This is a genomic window from Streptomyces aidingensis (assembly GCF_900112355.1).
GTDB lineage: Bacteria > Actinomycetota > Actinomycetes > Streptomycetales > Streptomycetaceae > Streptomyces > Streptomyces aidingensis.
Genome location: NZ_FOLM01000003.1, coordinates 438113 through 452477, shown reverse-complemented (window position 1 = coordinate 452477; position 14365 = coordinate 438113). Strand labels below are relative to the sequence as shown.

Here is a 14365-nt window from a genome sequence, read left to right as displayed (position 1 = left end):
CTGCTGCGGCGACCGCGCATCAGGCCCGCAGGCCGAGGTGGATGCCGCCGCTGGTGTCGAGCACCTGGCCGGTGATCCAGCGGGCGTCGTCGGAGGCGAGGAAGGCGACGGCGTCGGCGATGTCCTCGGCGCTGCCGAGGCGGTTGAGGGCGGTCTGGCCGGTGAGGAAGTCCGCCAGGCCCGGGGCCTCGAAGACGGCCGCGTTGGCCTCGGTCCTGGTGGCGCCGGGGGCCACGGCGTTGACCGTGATCCCGCGGACGCCGAGCGCGCCGGCCAGGGTCCGGGTCATGGTCTCCAGGGCGCCCTTGCCCATGGCGAAGGACGTCTGGCCGGGGTTGGCCACCCGGGTGGCCACCGAGGTGAGGGTGATGATCCGGCCGCCGTCGCGCAGCAGCGGCAGGGCCCGCTGGATCAGGAAGTAGGGCGCTTTGACGTTGACCGCGAAGAGATGATCGAACCGTTCGGGGGTGTCGGTGCCGATCGGCCCGCCCGGGGCGGTCGCGGCATTGTTGACCAGGATGTCCAGCGGTCGCCCGGCGAGCCCCCGCACCAGGCCGTCGAGCAGCGTGCCGATGTCCCCTGGCGTGCCCAGTTCGGCCCGGACCGGGAAGGCCCGCCCGCCCGCCTCCGCGATCTCCGCGACCGTCTGGCGCGCCCCGGATTCGCTGCTGCCGTAGTGCACGGCGACGAGTGCGCCGTCGGCGGCGAGACGCCGGGCGATGGCGCGCCCGATACCGCGGGAGGCTCCGGTCACCAGGGCGGTCCTGCCGGTCTGCCCGCTCTCCATACCACTCACCACTCACCTCGATGTGTTAGTCACTCTCGAACTGTTACTGACTACCAGCACGGTAGCGTGTCCCGCATGAGTGGTGAAGGGCCGAGTCTGCGCGAACGGCGTCGGGCGGAGACCCGGGACATGATCCAGTCGCACGCGGTGCGGCTGTTCACCGAGCACGGCTATGACGCGACCACCGTCCATGACGTCGCCAGGGCGTCCGGGGTCTCGGCGATGACCGTCTACCGGCACTTCCCCACCAAGGAGGATCTGGTCCTGTACGACCGGTACGACCCGCTGCTCGCCGCCCGGGTGGCGGCCCGGCCGGCCGACGAGCCCGTGGTGCGGCGCATCGGGCGGACCCTGGTCGAAACGGCCCGCACGCTGGTCGGACCCGCCGCCCGGGAGCCGGAGACGCGCTCCTCGCCCGGGCGGGACATGCTGCTCGCCCGGCTCCGGCTGATGACCGGCGTCCCGGCCCTGCGCGCCCGCCATCTGGACAGCCAGTACGCCACCCAGCGGGCCATCGTGGACGCGCTGCTCGGCGACGCGCCGGATCCCGAAGCCGAGTTCCGCACCTGGGTGGCGGCCGGCGCCTGCCTGGCCGCCATGCATGTCGCCCTGGTGCGCTGGACGCGGGAGGACGGGCGCCCGGACCTCCCCGGCCTGATCGCCACCGCCCTCGGCGCCGCCTTCGACGACGACTTCCATGACGACGTCCATGACGACGTCCACGGCGGCTCCGGCGGCGACGCCGGCGGCCCGGCCGGCCCGCCGGCGGGTCAGCCGGACCGGGCGGGCGGCGACAGCCGGTAGACGCGGGCGGCGGTGCCGGCGAACACCGCGTCCCGCTCGGCCGGGGCGAGCCCCTCCGTCAGTTCCCGGGCCGCGGCCAGCACCCGCCGGTATCCGCCGGCCAGGCGGCAGACCGGCCAGTCGGAGCCGAACATCAGCCGCTCCGGCCCGAACGCCTCCAGCACCACCTCCGCGTACGGGCGCAGCCCGGCCACCGTCCAGCGGTGCCAGTCCGCCTCGGTCACCATGCCGGACAGCTTGCACACGGTGTTGGGCCGGGCGGCCAGCCGGCGCACCGCCGCGGCCCAGTCGGCACGCTGCCCGCGGTCCCCCGCGGCGATGGGCGGTTTGCCCAGGTGGTCGAGGACGAAGGTGAGTTCCGGGAGGCGGTCGGCAGCCTCGGCCGCGGCGGGCAGCTGGTGCGGCAGGACCACCAGGTCGTAGACCAGCCCGGCGGCGGCCACCGCGGCCAGCCCGCGGAGGGCGTCCGGGCGGAGCAGCCAGCGCGGGTCGCCTTCGAGCTGCACCTGGTGCCGGATGCCGGCCAGCCGGTCCCCGCCCGGCCCGGCCCGCAGCGCCGCCAGCGCCTCGCCGACGCCGGGGGCGGTGAGATCCGTCCAGCCGACGACCCCCGCCACCAGGTCGCTGTCCGCGGCCAGCGCCAGCAGTTCCGGGGTCTCCTCCGGCACGGTGACGGTCTGTACCACGACGGTCGCGGTGACCCCGGCCGCGCGCGCCCGGGGCGCCAGGTCGGCGAGGGTGAAGTCGCGGCGCAGCGGGGCCAGCGCCTCCCCGGTGATCCAGTCCTGGTCGCGGACGGAGAGATCCCACAGATGGTGGTGGGCGTCGATCAGCGGCGGCCGGCTCATGACGCGGCCCGCTCCGGCGGGACGGGGACCCGCGGCGGCAGCAGGCCCTCGGCGCGCAGCCGATCCCAGAGGGTCTCGGGAACGGGGCGGGCCATCATGGCCGCGGCGTCCCGCACCTCCTCGGCGGAGCGCGCCCCGACCAGCACGCTGCTCACCGCGGGGTGCCCGAGGGGGAACTGGAGGGCGGCGGCGCGCAGCGGGACGCCGTGCTCCTCGCACACCTCCTTGAGCCGCAGGGCGCGGCGCAGCAGCGGCCGGGGGGCGGCGGAGTAGTCGTAGGTGGCGCCGGGGCGGGGGTCGGCCAGCAGCCCGGAGTTGAAGGCGCCGCCGATGACCACGGAGGTGCCGTGCCGGGCGGCGGCCGGCAGCAGTTCGCGCAGCGCGTCCTGGTCGAGCAGGGTGTAGCGGCCGGCGCACAGCACCACATCGACGGTGATGCCGCGGTGGCGGACGAACCGGGTGAGCATGTCCGTCTGGTTCATCCCGGCGCCGATGGCCGAGACGGCGCCTTCGGCGCGCAGCCGGGCCAGTTCGGGCAGGGCCTCGCCGAAGGCGGGCCCGGCGTGGTCGTCGGGGTCGTGCAGATAGGCGATGTCGATCCGGTCCAGACCGAGCCGGTCCAGGCTGTCGGTGAGGCTGCGGCGCACCCCGGCCGCGCTGAAGTCCCAGACCCGCTCGTGGGTGGCCGGGACGGCGAAGCCGCCCGCGGGGTCGTCGCCGCGGTGCGGCGGGGGCAGCGGCCGGAGCAGCCGGCCGACCTTGGTGGAGAGGGTGTACCGGTCGCGCGGGCGGCCGGCCAGCGCGGCCCCCAGGCGGCGTTCGGACAGGCCGAGGCCGTAGTGCGGCGCGGTGTCGAAGCAGCGCACGCCGGCGTCCCAGGCGGCGTCCACGGCGGCGCGGGCCGCGGCGGGGTCCACCGGGCGGTAGAGCCCGGCCAGCGGAGCGGCGCCGAGGGCGAGTTCGGTGACGGTGACGCCGGTGGCGCCCAGCGTGCTGAGCCGCATGGTGACGGTTTCTCCTTCCGCTGTCGGGTGCCGGACCTGTCCACCGTGGCACGGCCGGCCCGCCGGGGCCCGGTCAGTTCCGGCCGGCGGGGCGGGGGCGCAGCCCGGCCATGCCGCCGTCCACGGCCAGGGCGGTGCCGGTGACCGCGGAGGCGGCCGGTCCGGCCAGATAGGCGATGGCCGCGGCGACCTCCCCGGCGGTGACCAGCCGCCCCATCGGCTGGCGGGCGGCCAGTGCGGCGCGCTCGGCCTCCGGGTCGTCCGCGGCGTCCAGCAGCCGGGAGACCCACGGGGTGTCCGCGGTGCCGGGGTTGACGCAGTTGACCCGGATGCCGTCCGGCAGATGGTCCACGGCCATGGCCAGGGTGAGTGAGAGCACCGCGCCCTTGGTGGCCGAGTACAGGGCCCGCCGGGGCAGGCCGGCGGTGGCGGCGACGGAGCAGACGTTCACCACCGAGGCGTGGGCCGAGGCACGGAGCCACGGCAGGGCGGCCCGGCTGGTGCGCACCATGCCGACCACATTGACGTCGTAGACCCGGTGCCATTCCTCGTCGGGGTTGTCGGCCACGGTGCCGGTGGCGCCGATGCCCGCGTTGTTGACCAGGATGTCCAGGCCGTCGAGGGCCCCGGCGGCGGCGGTCACCGCGGCGCGCACCGAGGCGTCGTCGGAGACATCGGCCCGGTATCCGGTCAGCGGCGCGGGGACGGACCCGGGGCGCAGGTCCAGCACGGCGACCCGGGCGCCGCGGGCGGCCAGCAGCCGGGCGGCGGCCAGTCCGATTCCCGAGGCGCCGCCGGTGACCAGGGCCCGCAGGCCCGCGAGTTCCGGGCCGCCGCCGGCCGTGCGCGCCGCCTCGTCCTGCTCCGTCATGCGGTCTCCACCGTCCTCTCCGTGTCCCGCCGTCCACCGGCGGCGCGGCCGGCGCGGTCGGCGGCCCAGAACTCGCCGTCGGGGTAGCGGTAGCGGGCGAGGGACTCCGGGCGCATCCGGGCCGAGAAGCCGGGCGCCGACGGTGCGGCGTAGTGGCCGCCGGTGATCCGCACCGGATCGGTGAAGTGCTCATGCAGGTGGTCGACATACTCCACCGCCCGGTCCCGGGTGCTGCCGCTGAGCGCCACATAGTCGAACATGGCCAGGTGCTGGACGAGTTCGCACAGCCCCACGCCGCCCGCGTGCGGGCAGACCGGGATGCCGCGGTCGGCGGCGAGCAGCAGCACGGCCAGGTTCTCGTTGACCCCGCCGACCCGGGCGGCGTCCAGTTGCAGCACGTCGATCGCCCCGGCCTGGAGCAACTGCTTGACGATCACCCGGTTCTGGGCGTGCTCGCCGGAGGCCACCTTCACCGGGGCGACGGCCCGCCGCACGGCCGCGTGGCCGAGGATGTCGTCGGGGCTGGTCGGCTCCTCGATCCAGTAGGGGGCGAACTCGGCGAGCGCCCTGGTCCATTCGATGGCCTGCCGCACATGCCAGCGCTGGTTGGCGTCGATGGCGATCCGGATGTCCGGCCCGACGGCGGCCCGGGCGGCGCGCAGCCGCCGGATGTCGTCGGCCAGGTCGGCGCCGACCTTGAGCTTGATCTGGGTGAAGCCGTCGGCCACCGCCCGGCGGGCGAGCCGGGTCAGCCGCTCGTCGGAGTAGCCGAGCCAGCCCGGGGAGGTGGTGTAGGCGGGGTAGCCGGTGCGCAGCAGGGCGGCGGTGCGCCGGCCGGCGTCCCGGCGCCCGGCGCGCAGCAGTTCCACGGCCCGCTCGCGGGGCAGCACATCCTCCAGATAGCGCAGGTCGGCCTGGGCGGCGAGCCATTCCGGCGGTGCCTCGGCGAGCAGCCGCCACAGCGGTTTGCCGGCCCGCCGGGCGGCCAGGTCCCAGACGGCGTTCACGGCCGCGCCGACGGCCATGTGGATGACCCCCTTCTCCGGCCCCAGCCAGCGCAGCTGGCTGTCCGCGGTGAGGGCGCGGTAGACGGTGCCGGGATCGGCGCAGATGTCGTCCAGCCGGCGGCCGACGAGCTGCGGGCGCAGCGCGTTCAGGGCGGCGACCTGCACCTCGTTGCCGCGGCCGATGGTGAAGGCGAAGCCGTGGCCCTCCGTTCCGGCCTCGTCGGTGCGCAGCACCAGGTAGGCGGCGGAGTAGTCCGGGTCGGGGTGCATCGCGTCGGAGCCGTCCAGCTCGCGCGAGGTGGGGAAGCGGATGTCGTGGGTCTCCACGGCGGTGATGCGGCTCATGGCGCTGCCGGTCCGTCCCTTCCCGCGGGCTCAGGCCCGGCCCAGGGTCTGGCGCTGCCGCCCCAGTCCGTCGATCTCCAGCTCCACCACGTCGCCGGGGCGCAGGAAGGGCTTGCCGGGCAGGCCCAGGGCGACGCCCGCCGGGGTGCCGGTGTTGATCACGTCGCCGGGCTCCAGGACCATGTAGCGGCTGAGGTAGGCCACCAGATGATGGACGCCGAAGATCATGTCGCCGGTGTGGCCTTCCTGGCGCCGGGTTCCGTTGACCGACAGCCGCAGGCCGAGGTTCTGCGGGTCCGCCACCTCGTCGGCGGTGACCAGCCAGGGCCCCCAGGGGGTTGAAGGTCTCGCAGGACTTGCCCAGGTCCCACTGCGGCGAGTATTCGAGCTGGAACTCGCGTTCTGAGACATCGTTGCTGACGGCGTAGCCGGCGACGGCCCGCGCGGCCTCCTGCGGCGTCTCCAGATAGCGGGCGCGGCGGCCGATGACCACGGCCAGTTCCACCTCCCAGTCGGTGCGGACCGAGCCGCGCGGGATCAGCACCTCGTCACAGGCGCCGATCACGGTGCCCGGGTCCTTCAGGAAGACGACCGGGCGGGCGGGGATGTCCGCGCCGGTCTCCTTGGCGTGGTCGCGGTAGTTGAGGCCGATGCAGACCACCTTGCCGGGCCGGGCCACCGGGGCGCCGATGCGCAGCCCGGCGGCGCCGGGGAGTTCCGGAAGCCGGCCGGCCGCCAGCGCCTCGCGGGCCCGCCCGACCCCGCCGGAGGCCAGAAAGGCGCCGTCGATGTCGCCGTCCCCGGTGACCGGGGCCAGATCGAGCACCCGCCCGTCGTCGGCGCGGACCGCCGGACGTTCGGCGCCCTTCCGTCCCAGACGCATCAGCTTCACCGGTGACTCCAGAGATCGGAGGTATCAGGGCCGGTTTGCACGATAGCCGGGTCCGCTCCGGCTGAACAGGCCCAGAGATCGGGTGAATTCCCTTGCATCCCCCGGGTGTCTCAGGGGGTCGCCGGGGCCTGCGGGGGGCCGGGCTCCCGGCCGGCCGCCGTCGCGGCGCGCAGCCAGCGCTCCACCCCGGCGATGTGCACGGCGGCACCGGCCTCGGCCAGCTTGGCGTCCCGTGCGGCGAGCGCCTCCACGATGGCGGCGTGCTCCCGCTGTGCGCCGGCGAGCACCGCGTCTCCGCCCGCGGCGCGCAGCACCCGCACCCGCTGGGTGCGGCTGGAGACGATCCGCAGCAGCGCGGAGAGCACCGGATTGCCCGCCAGATCGGCGATGGCGCCGTGGAAGTCCATGTCGCAGGCCACGAACTCCTCCACGTCCCGGGCCTCGTTGCAGCGCCGGAGCAGCCCGGACAGCCGGGCCAGGTCCTGGTCGGTCACCCGCCCGGCGGCCAGCGCGGTGGCCTGCGGCTCCAGCAGACGGCGCACCTGGAGCAACTGGAGCGCCCGTTCACCCGTGGAGACATCGGAGGCAAAGGAAAGCGACTCCAGCAGCAGACCGGGCTCAAGGCTGGAGACATAGGTGCCGTCGCCCTGCCGGACGACCAGAATGCGCATGGCGGTCAGGGCGCGGACCGCCTCCCGCAGCGAATTGCGGGACAGGCCGAGGTCCTCGGCCAATTCCTCTTCCCGGGGCAGCCGCTGGCCGGGGGCCAGCGCACCGGCCACAATCATCGCCTTGATTCTGTCGATCGCCTGGTCCGTGACCGCCATCGCCGTGGCTCCTCCCGCACACCCGTCCGCTTCCCCGCGTCCGCCCGACCGTACCGGCCGCCGGCCGCGGCGCCGGGTCCCGCGGCGGCCGGAGCCGGCCGCCGGGCGTCATAGCGTGACGACATATTCACCGCTTTTGCCGTCCGGTCCGGCACAAGCGGCGGGGAATTGCCTGCCATCATGAGGGGGCGGGGAGCCGGATAGCGGCGAGGAGGGTCCATGGGCGGGAAAGGCGACGGAGCCGGCCGCCGGCCGCGGCATTGGCCCGCCGATGCGCCGCCCCCGGCCGGGGCCCGCACCACGACCCCGTCCGGTATCGGCACGATGACGCTTCCGGCCCGCGCAACGGCCGCCGGGGCGGCGGGATGCCCGCGGAGAAGCGGGGGTTCCCGTCCGCGCGGCGGGGCCCCGGGCCGGCTCCGGAACCGGCGGGGGCAACGGAACTCCCGGCCCGTCGCACGCTGTTCTCCCGGCCGCTTCCTGACCGTGACCTGTCAGAATTCCGGCTCCGGCGCCGGATACCGCACGGCGCAATCCGGACGGACCGGGCAGCTCCCGCCCGGGAGCGGGTTCTGCCTGCTCAGCCCCGCCGCGGCGGCCCGGGCACGGGCCCGCGGCCGGTGCCGGCCCCCGCGCCGGGGCGGGCGTCCCGGCCCCGGCCGGCCGAAACCGGCCGGAACATTAAAATTCCAAGATCGGAGTCATTTCCACGGCCGGTTCGGGGCAGGGTCAAGTCGAGGAATCCCCTCGGCTTCCCGTGATACGAGCTTTCATCCCGCTATGACACTTCTTGCCGATGCGGCCGCAGACCTCCGGGTGGAGCGGCCGTCCCCGCCCAGGGAGGGGGACGGCCGCCGCTCAGCCCTTGACGCAGATCACCTGCTTCAGTTTGGTGACCACCTCGACGAGATCGCGCTGCTGGTTTATCACCTGCTCGATCGGCTTGTAGGCGCCCGGGATCTCGTCCACGACACCGGAGTCCTTGCGGCACTCCACACCCCGGGTCTGGTCGGCCAGATCCCGCACGGTGAAGCGGCGCTTGGCCGCCGCCCGGCTCATCCGCCGGCCCGCGCCGTGCGAGGCGGACTGGAAAGAGGCCGGATTCCCCAGCCCCCGGACGATGTACGAACCGGTTCCCATCGAGCCGGGGATGATGCCGTACTCCCCCGCTCCGGCCCGGATCGCGCCCTTGCGGGTCACCAGCAGTTCCATGCCGTCGTAGCGCTCCTCCGCCACATAATTGTGATGGCAGGAGATCACCTCGCCGAAGACCGGCCGGGCCTTGCGGAACTCCCGGCGGATCACGTCCTGGAGCAGAGCCATCATCAGCTCCCGGTTGCACCGGGCGTATTCCTGGGCCCAGAACAGGTCATGACGGTAGGCCGCCATCTGCGGGGTGCCCCGGACGAAGACCGCCAGATCGCCGTCGACCAGATTCCGGTTGTGCGGCAGCCTGCGGGCCTCGCCGATGTGGTGCTCGGCCAGCTCCTTGCCGATGTTGCGGGAGCCGGAGTGCAGCATCAGCCAGACCGCGCCCTCGGTGTCGGTGCACACCTCGATGAAGTGGTTGCCGCCGCCCAGCGTGCCGAGCTGCTTGCCGGCCCGGTCCGCACGCGCCCTGACCTGCGGCGCGAGCGCCTCGAACCGTCGCCACAGCTCCTCGAAGCGGGCGGTGGGGAAGCCGTGCAGCCGGCCCGGGCCGACCGGCTCGGCGTGCGCGCCGCGGCCCACGGGGACGGCCTGCTCGATCCGGGAGCGCAGCCGGGACAGATCACCGGGCAGATGGTCGGCGGTGAGCGAGGTGCGCACCGCCGTCATGCCGCAGCCGATGTCCACCCCGACCGCCGCCGGGCACACCGCCCCCTCCATCGCGATGACCGAGCCCACGGTCGCCCCCTTGCCGTAGTGCACGTCCGGCATCACGGCGAGTCCGCGTACCCAGGGAAGCGTCGTCACATTGTGCAGTTGACGCAGCGCGCCCTCGTCCACCGAAGACGGGTCGGCCCAGATCCGGACCGGCACCCGGGCTCCGGGCAGCTCCGTGTACCCCAACGTGATCACTCCCCCCGGGAGATGTCCTGACAAATAAATACGGAGAAACACCGCAGGCCCTGCCCAATCACCCCGCCCGCGGTGTCTCCATTGTGCGCCCCACGCGCCGGTAGCCCGCAACATCATTTCCGGCGCGGACATCGCATGCGCTCCCCGGCGACCCGGCGCTCCCTTGCTCGCCCAAAGCGGCCAACTCTAGGCTGATCGCCGTACAACTCACATGATCACGACGTTCGCTGACGCCCGGTCGGACGACCGTGCCGGCCCGGCGGCGCCGCGATCGTGTGGGGTCGAGTTACCGCCGGAGGGGGAGGACCCACCGCGATGACCGTTCGAGGACGACACCGCCGTTACAAGCCCAGTCCCGTCACCCGGGCCTCGCTCACCGTCACCGCCAGCGGCGCAGGGCTCGCCCTCCCGCTGCTCAGCGCCACCGGCGCCTCCGCCGCCTCGGTGGAGACGTGGGACAAGGTCGCCGAGTGCGAGAGCGGCGGTGACTGGGACATCAACACCGGGAACGGCTACTACGGCGGCCTCCAGTTCAAGCAGTCCACCTGGGAGGCGTTCGGCGGCACCGCCTACGCCCCGCGGGCCGACCTGGCCTCCAAGGACCAGCAGATCACCATCGCCGAGAAGGTGCTGGACGGCCAGGGGCCGGGCGCCTGGCCCACCTGCTCGGTGCGGGCCGGGCTCACCGACGACGGTGTGCAGCCCGAGGTCTCCACCGGGTCCGCGTCCGCCCAGCAGGACGAGCGCGCCTCCCGGGAGACCGGGCGCGAGGCCGGACAGCAGTCCCGGCAGCAGACCCGGCAGGAGTCACAGCCCACGGCCCAGCAGGGCGGGCGGACGACGGAGTCCGCCGGGGCACAGGCCGGCGCGGAGGCTTACGAGGTGGCGCCCGGCGACAGCCTGTACCGGATCGCCACCCGGCACGGGCTGCGCGGCGGCTGGCAGTCCCTGTACGAACTCAACCGGGCCACCGTCGGGGACAATCCCCATCTGATCTTCCCCGGCCAGCGGCTCACCCTGCCCGGCGGGGCCGAGGCGGAGCCGCAGCAGAAGCAGCAGAAAACCGAGAAAACCGAGAAGGCCGAGAAGACCGAGCAGGCGCAGCAGGCCCAGAAGACCGAGCAGGCCGTCCAGGAGAGCGACAAGGCCGACCGGGACACCGGCCGGAGCGACCCGGAGCCGGCCGCCGCCACCCATGTGGCACCGGTCAGCGCCCCGGTCGGCACCCACTACCGGGCCACCGGCGGCGGCTGGTCGCTGGGCTACCACACCGGTGCCGACTTCCCGGCGGCCACCGGCACCTCGGTGAAGTCCGTGGCGGCCGGCACGGTGGTCTCGGCCGGCTGGTCCGGCTCCTTCGGCTACGAGGTGATCGTCCGGCACGCCGACGGCAGGCACAGCCAGTACGCGCACCTGTCGGCGATCTCGGTGTCCGCCGGGCAGCAGGTGGGTGCGGGGCAGCAGGTGGGCCGCGTCGGCTCCACCGGCAACTCCACAGGGCCGCACCTGCACTTCGAGATCCGCACCTCGGCGAAGTTCGGCTCGGACATCGACCCGCTGGCCTATCTGCGGCAGCACGGGGTGTCCATCTGACACCCGGCCAGGGCCCCGCCCGGCACGGCGCCGGATCTCCCGCCGTGCCGGGCGGCAGCAACGCCAACGCCGCCGACCGGAACGCCACCTGACGGCGCGTCTGCGGGAGCGCGCCACGGCCGGGAGAGGCTCCGTCACCCCTCCCGGCCGCCCCGGCCGGCCATGACGGACATCGTTGCCCCAATGTCAAGTAAGCGCTGCCTGATAACAGGATTGATAGGCACATATGCCAGCATTCTGCCGCAGCAGGGGGACCACGACCCTCCGTTTTCTTCCCTCTGTCATCTGCGGTCAGTACGCTCAGCCCCCTGAACGCCAAATCGCCGCCGTGCAGGAGGTCTTCATGGAGCGACCCGCCTGGGCGCCACCGGGAATCGATCTGTCCGTGCCGAGTGTGGCCCGGATGTACGACTACTACCTGGGGGGCTCGCACAACTTCGAGGTCGACCGGACAGCGGCGCGCAGAGCGATGGAGGCGTTTCCCGGCCTGCCGAAGATCATGCAGGCCAACCGGGCCTTCATGCGCCGGGCGGTGCGCTGGGCCGTGGCCCAGGGCATCACCCAGTTCCTGGACATCGGCTCCGGCATCCCCACCTTCGGCAATGTGCACGAGGTGGCGCTGGCCGCCGCCCCCGACGCCCGGGTGCTCTACGTGGACAACGACCCGGTGGCCGTGGCGCACAGCCGCGCCGTGCTGGCCGGCGAGCAGCGGGCCGGCATCGTCAACGCCGACTTCCGCTCCCCCAAGGACGTGCTGGCCAGCGAGGAGGCCGATCGGCTGCTCGACCTCGACCGCCCGGTCGCCCTGCTGCTGGTCGCCCTGCTGCACTTCATCCCGGACGAGGACCGGCCGCTGGAGGTGCTGGCCGACTACCGCGCCCGGCTGGCCCCCGGCAGCCTGCTGGTGCTCACCCACGCCTCCGTGGAGGGCGGCCCGCGCACCAGCGAGGAGGGCGACGCCGTGATGGGCGTCTACCGCCGCAGCTCCTCGCCCCTGATCATGCGCGACCGGGCCGCCGTCGCGGACTTCTTCGGCGGCTTCGAGCTGGTCGAACCCGGACTGGTCAGCATGCCCGACTGGCGTCCGGACGGACCCACGGACGAGGAGGACCCCGTCGTGTACACCGGGTTCGCCGGAGTAGGACGCAAAGCGTGACACCACCGGATGCCGGGCACCCGCGCGAGGGCCAGGACCAGCCCGGCGAGCCGCCCGACGGGCCGGCGCGGTTCGCCCGCATCTGGTCGCGCGCCGTGTATCCGGCCACGGCCACCTCCATGACGCGGCCCGAGTTCGAGGCGCACCTGCTGGGGCTGACGCGCACCCTGGCCGAGGCGCTGCACGCCCGGCCGTTCGACCCGTCCCCCGGCCGCGGCGTGGGCGAGGCACTGGTCGCCGCGCACTGCACCGCCCCCGACTCGCTGCCCCGGATCCTGGGCGTGCTGGACGCCTATCTGCTGCTGTACTGCCTCGACGCCCAGGCGCTCCCGGCCGAGGAGGCACGGGCGCGCTGCGCCCGGCTCCAGCACGCCATCGCGGCCGGCTTCTCACAGGCCCTGCAGAACCGCACCCGCACCGAGCAGGAGGCGCTCTCCCGGGCCGCGCTCCAGGCGCAGACCGACATCGCCACCGCGCTGCACGAGAGCGAGACCCGGTTCCGCGCGGTCTTCAACGACGCCGCCCTGGGCATCGGCCTGGCCGACATGGACGGCAACATCCTGGAGACCAACCGCACGCTGTCCACCATGTTCGGCGGCTCCGAGCACCACATACGCAGCCGCAACGTCACCGACTGGACCCACCCCGAGGACTTTCCCGAGACCTGGCGGCTCCAGGGCGAGCTGATGCGCGGCGAGCGCGACCACTACTCCATAGAGAAGCCCTACAACCGCAGCGACGGCACGGTGCTGTGGACCAATCTCACCGTCTCGCTGCTGCGCGACGCCGACGGTGAACCCCAGTACATGCTGGCCATGATGGAGGACATCACCGAGCGCCGGCTGCTCAATCTGCGGCTGCGCTACCAGGCCACCCATGACGCGCTCACCGACCTGCCCAACCGGGCGCTGTTCTTCGAGCGGCTGGAGCAGGCGCTCGGCCCCGGCTCGGAATGCGCCCGGATCGGGCTGTGCTACCTGGACCTGGACGGCTTCAAGGCGGTCAACGACAGCCTGGGGCACGCCGTGGGCGACCAGCTGCTGATCGCGGTGGCCGAGCGGCTGCACTCCTGTGTCTCCGGCCCCCGCCAGCTGCTGGCCCGGATCGGCGGCGACGAGTTCGTCGCCCTGATCACCGACCCGCCCAGCCGCGCCACCGTCACCGAGCTGGCCGAGCGCGCCCTGGACGTGCTGTCCGAGCCGGTGGACCTGGGCGGCCGGGAGCTGATGGTGCGCGCCTCCATAGGCATCGTGGAGGGCCCGGTGGGCGATCTCACCGCCTCCGAGGTGCTGCGCAGCGCCGATATCACCATGTACCGGGCCAAGTCCGAGGGCGGCAACCGGTACGCGGTGGCCGATCCGGACTCCGAGGCCCGCGCCATCAGCCGGCACCACCTCACCCACCATCTGCCCTCCGCGCTGCGCGGCTGCGAGTTCTTCATCGAGTACCAGCCGCTGATCCGGATGGAGGACGGCTCCATCGAGGGCGCCGAGGCGCTGGTGCGGTGGAGCCACCCGCGGCACGGGGTGCTCGGTCCGGACCGCTTCATCCCGCTGGCCGAGCACACCGGCCTGATCGTGCCGCTGGGCCGCTGGGTGCTGCGCGAGGCGGTGCGGCAGGCGTGCGAGTGGCAGGTGCGCGGCATCGGCGGCGCCCGGCCGCTGCGGGTGAACGTCAATCTCTCCCCCCGCCAGCTGCACCACCCGGATCTGGTGGACGAGACCGTGGCGGTGCTGGAGGAGTTCGGGCTGCCGGCCGGATCACTGTGCCTGGAGGTCACCGAATCGGCCATGGTCCGGGCCGACGACCACGAGCTGAAGCCGCTGCGCCAGCTTGCCGAGCTGGGCGTGGGCATAGCGCTGGACGACTTCGGCACCGGCTACTCCAATCTGGCCAGCCTGCGGCGGCTGCCGGCCTCCACCCTGAAACTGGACCGGTCCTTCACCGAGGGGCTCCAGCACCATCCGCCGGACCCGGTGGATCTGCGGATCGTCGAGGGCATCGTCTCGCTCAGTCACACCCTGGGGCTGTCGGTGACGGTCGAGGGGGTGGAGACCGGGCTCCAGGCCGAGCGGCTCAAGGAGCTGGGCTGCGACTCCGCCCAGGGCTGGTTCTACGCCCGCCCCGGACCGCCGGAGAAGCTCCCCATGGCCGTCTGAGCGGGGCGCCG

The 14365-nt window shown here is 73.7% G+C and carries 11 protein-coding genes and 1 pseudogene; 4 read left to right on the top strand and 8 right to left on the bottom strand.

The window, feature by feature from the left end; genetic code table 11:
- Positions 1–19 precede the first annotated feature (19 nt).
- Positions 20–787 (bottom strand): SDR family oxidoreductase, encoded by a 768-nt coding sequence (locus BM242_RS09180; RefSeq protein WP_093838186.1) that lies wholly within the window; start codon positions 785–787, stop codon positions 20–22.
- Positions 788–862: 75 nt separating this feature from the next.
- Here BM242_RS09180 and BM242_RS09175 point away from each other — a divergent pair, with 75 nt between their 5' ends.
- A complete protein-coding gene (locus tag BM242_RS09175; RefSeq protein WP_093838185.1) occupies positions 863–1591 on the top strand; it encodes a TetR/AcrR family transcriptional regulator in 729 nt (242 codons plus the stop codon).
- On the opposite strand, the gene BM242_RS09170 is transcribed toward BM242_RS09175, so the two are convergent.
- The 7 genes and pseudogenes from BM242_RS09170 to BM242_RS09140 form a co-directional block, all read right to left on the bottom strand.
- Positions 1558–2439: an amidohydrolase family protein gene (locus BM242_RS09170; protein ID WP_093838184.1), complete on the bottom strand. Its 882-nt coding sequence runs from the start codon at positions 2437–2439 to the stop codon at positions 1558–1560. The genes BM242_RS09175 and BM242_RS09170 overlap by 34 nt on opposite strands.
- A complete protein-coding gene (locus BM242_RS09165) occupies positions 2436–3443 on the bottom strand; it encodes an aldo/keto reductase (protein WP_093838183.1) in 1008 nt (335 codons plus the stop codon). Before BM242_RS09165 ends, BM242_RS09170 begins: the two co-directional genes overlap by 4 nt.
- 73 nt (positions 3444–3516) lie before the next feature.
- Positions 3517–4314 carry an SDR family NAD(P)-dependent oxidoreductase gene (locus BM242_RS09160; protein WP_093838182.1) on the bottom strand — a complete coding sequence of 266 codons (798 nt, stop codon included), beginning with the start codon at positions 4312–4314 and terminating at the stop codon, positions 3517–3519.
- Entirely contained in the window at positions 4311–5666 is a 1356-nt protein-coding gene (locus tag BM242_RS09155) for an enolase C-terminal domain-like protein (RefSeq protein ID WP_093838181.1), read from the bottom strand. Before BM242_RS09155 ends, BM242_RS09160 begins: the two co-directional genes overlap by 4 nt.
- A 30-nt stretch (positions 5667–5696) precedes the next feature.
- A pseudogene (locus tag BM242_RS09150) lies at positions 5697–6558 on the bottom strand (fumarylacetoacetate hydrolase family protein).
- Between the two features lie 110 nt (positions 6559–6668).
- Positions 6669–7385: a FadR/GntR family transcriptional regulator gene (locus BM242_RS09145; RefSeq protein ID WP_093838180.1), complete on the bottom strand. Its 717-nt coding sequence runs from the start codon at positions 7383–7385 to the stop codon at positions 6669–6671.
- Positions 7386–8243: 858 nt separating this feature from the next.
- Positions 8244–9437: an RtcB family protein gene (locus BM242_RS09140; protein WP_093838288.1), complete on the bottom strand. Its 1194-nt coding sequence runs from the start codon at positions 9435–9437 to the stop codon at positions 8244–8246.
- A gap of 324 nt (positions 9438–9761) precedes the next feature.
- Here BM242_RS09140 and BM242_RS09135 point away from each other — a divergent pair, with 324 nt between their 5' ends.
- The 3 genes from BM242_RS09135 to BM242_RS09125 all read left to right on the top strand — a co-directional run bounded on the left by BM242_RS09135 (position 9762) and on the right by BM242_RS09125 (position 14354).
- Positions 9762–11039, top strand: coding sequence for a transglycosylase family protein (locus tag BM242_RS09135; RefSeq protein WP_093838179.1), 1278 nt, complete (start codon positions 9762–9764; stop codon positions 11037–11039).
- Between the two features lie 343 nt (positions 11040–11382).
- Positions 11383–12195 (top strand): SAM-dependent methyltransferase, encoded by an 813-nt coding sequence (locus tag BM242_RS09130; RefSeq protein WP_093838287.1) that lies wholly within the window; start codon positions 11383–11385, stop codon positions 12193–12195.
- Positions 12192–14354: a putative bifunctional diguanylate cyclase/phosphodiesterase gene (locus BM242_RS09125; RefSeq protein ID WP_425443823.1), complete on the top strand. Its 2163-nt coding sequence runs from the start codon at positions 12192–12194 to the stop codon at positions 14352–14354. Before BM242_RS09130 ends, BM242_RS09125 begins: the two co-directional genes overlap by 4 nt.
- Positions 14355–14365: the final 11 nt, after the last annotated feature.

Excerpts from the sequence above, each read along its gene's own strand:
- BM242_RS09160 (WP_093838182.1), bottom strand. The coding sequence starts at position 4,314 with ATGACGGAGCAGGACGAGGCGGCGCGCACGGCCGGCGGCGGCCCGGAA.
- BM242_RS09170 (WP_093838184.1), bottom strand. The coding sequence starts at position 2,439 with ATGAGCCGGCCGCCGCTGATCGACGCCCACCACCATCTGTGGGATCTC.
- BM242_RS09180 (WP_093838186.1), bottom strand. The coding sequence starts at position 787 with ATGGAGAGCGGGCAGACCGGCAGGACCGCCCTGGTGACCGGAGCCTCC.
- BM242_RS09145 (WP_093838180.1), bottom strand. The coding sequence starts at position 7,385 with ATGGCGGTCACGGACCAGGCGATCGACAGAATCAAGGCGATGATTGTG.
- BM242_RS09135 (WP_093838179.1), top strand. The coding sequence starts at position 9,762 with ATGACCGTTCGAGGACGACACCGCCGTTACAAGCCCAGTCCCGTCACC.
- BM242_RS09165 (WP_093838183.1), bottom strand. The coding sequence starts at position 3,443 with ATGCGGCTCAGCACGCTGGGCGCCACCGGCGTCACCGTCACCGAACTC.
- BM242_RS09155 (WP_093838181.1), bottom strand. The coding sequence starts at position 5,666 with ATGAGCCGCATCACCGCCGTGGAGACCCACGACATCCGCTTCCCCACC.
- BM242_RS09130 (WP_093838287.1), top strand. The coding sequence starts at position 11,383 with ATGGAGCGACCCGCCTGGGCGCCACCGGGAATCGATCTGTCCGTGCCG.
- BM242_RS09175 (WP_093838185.1), top strand. The coding sequence starts at position 863 with ATGAGTGGTGAAGGGCCGAGTCTGCGCGAACGGCGTCGGGCGGAGACC.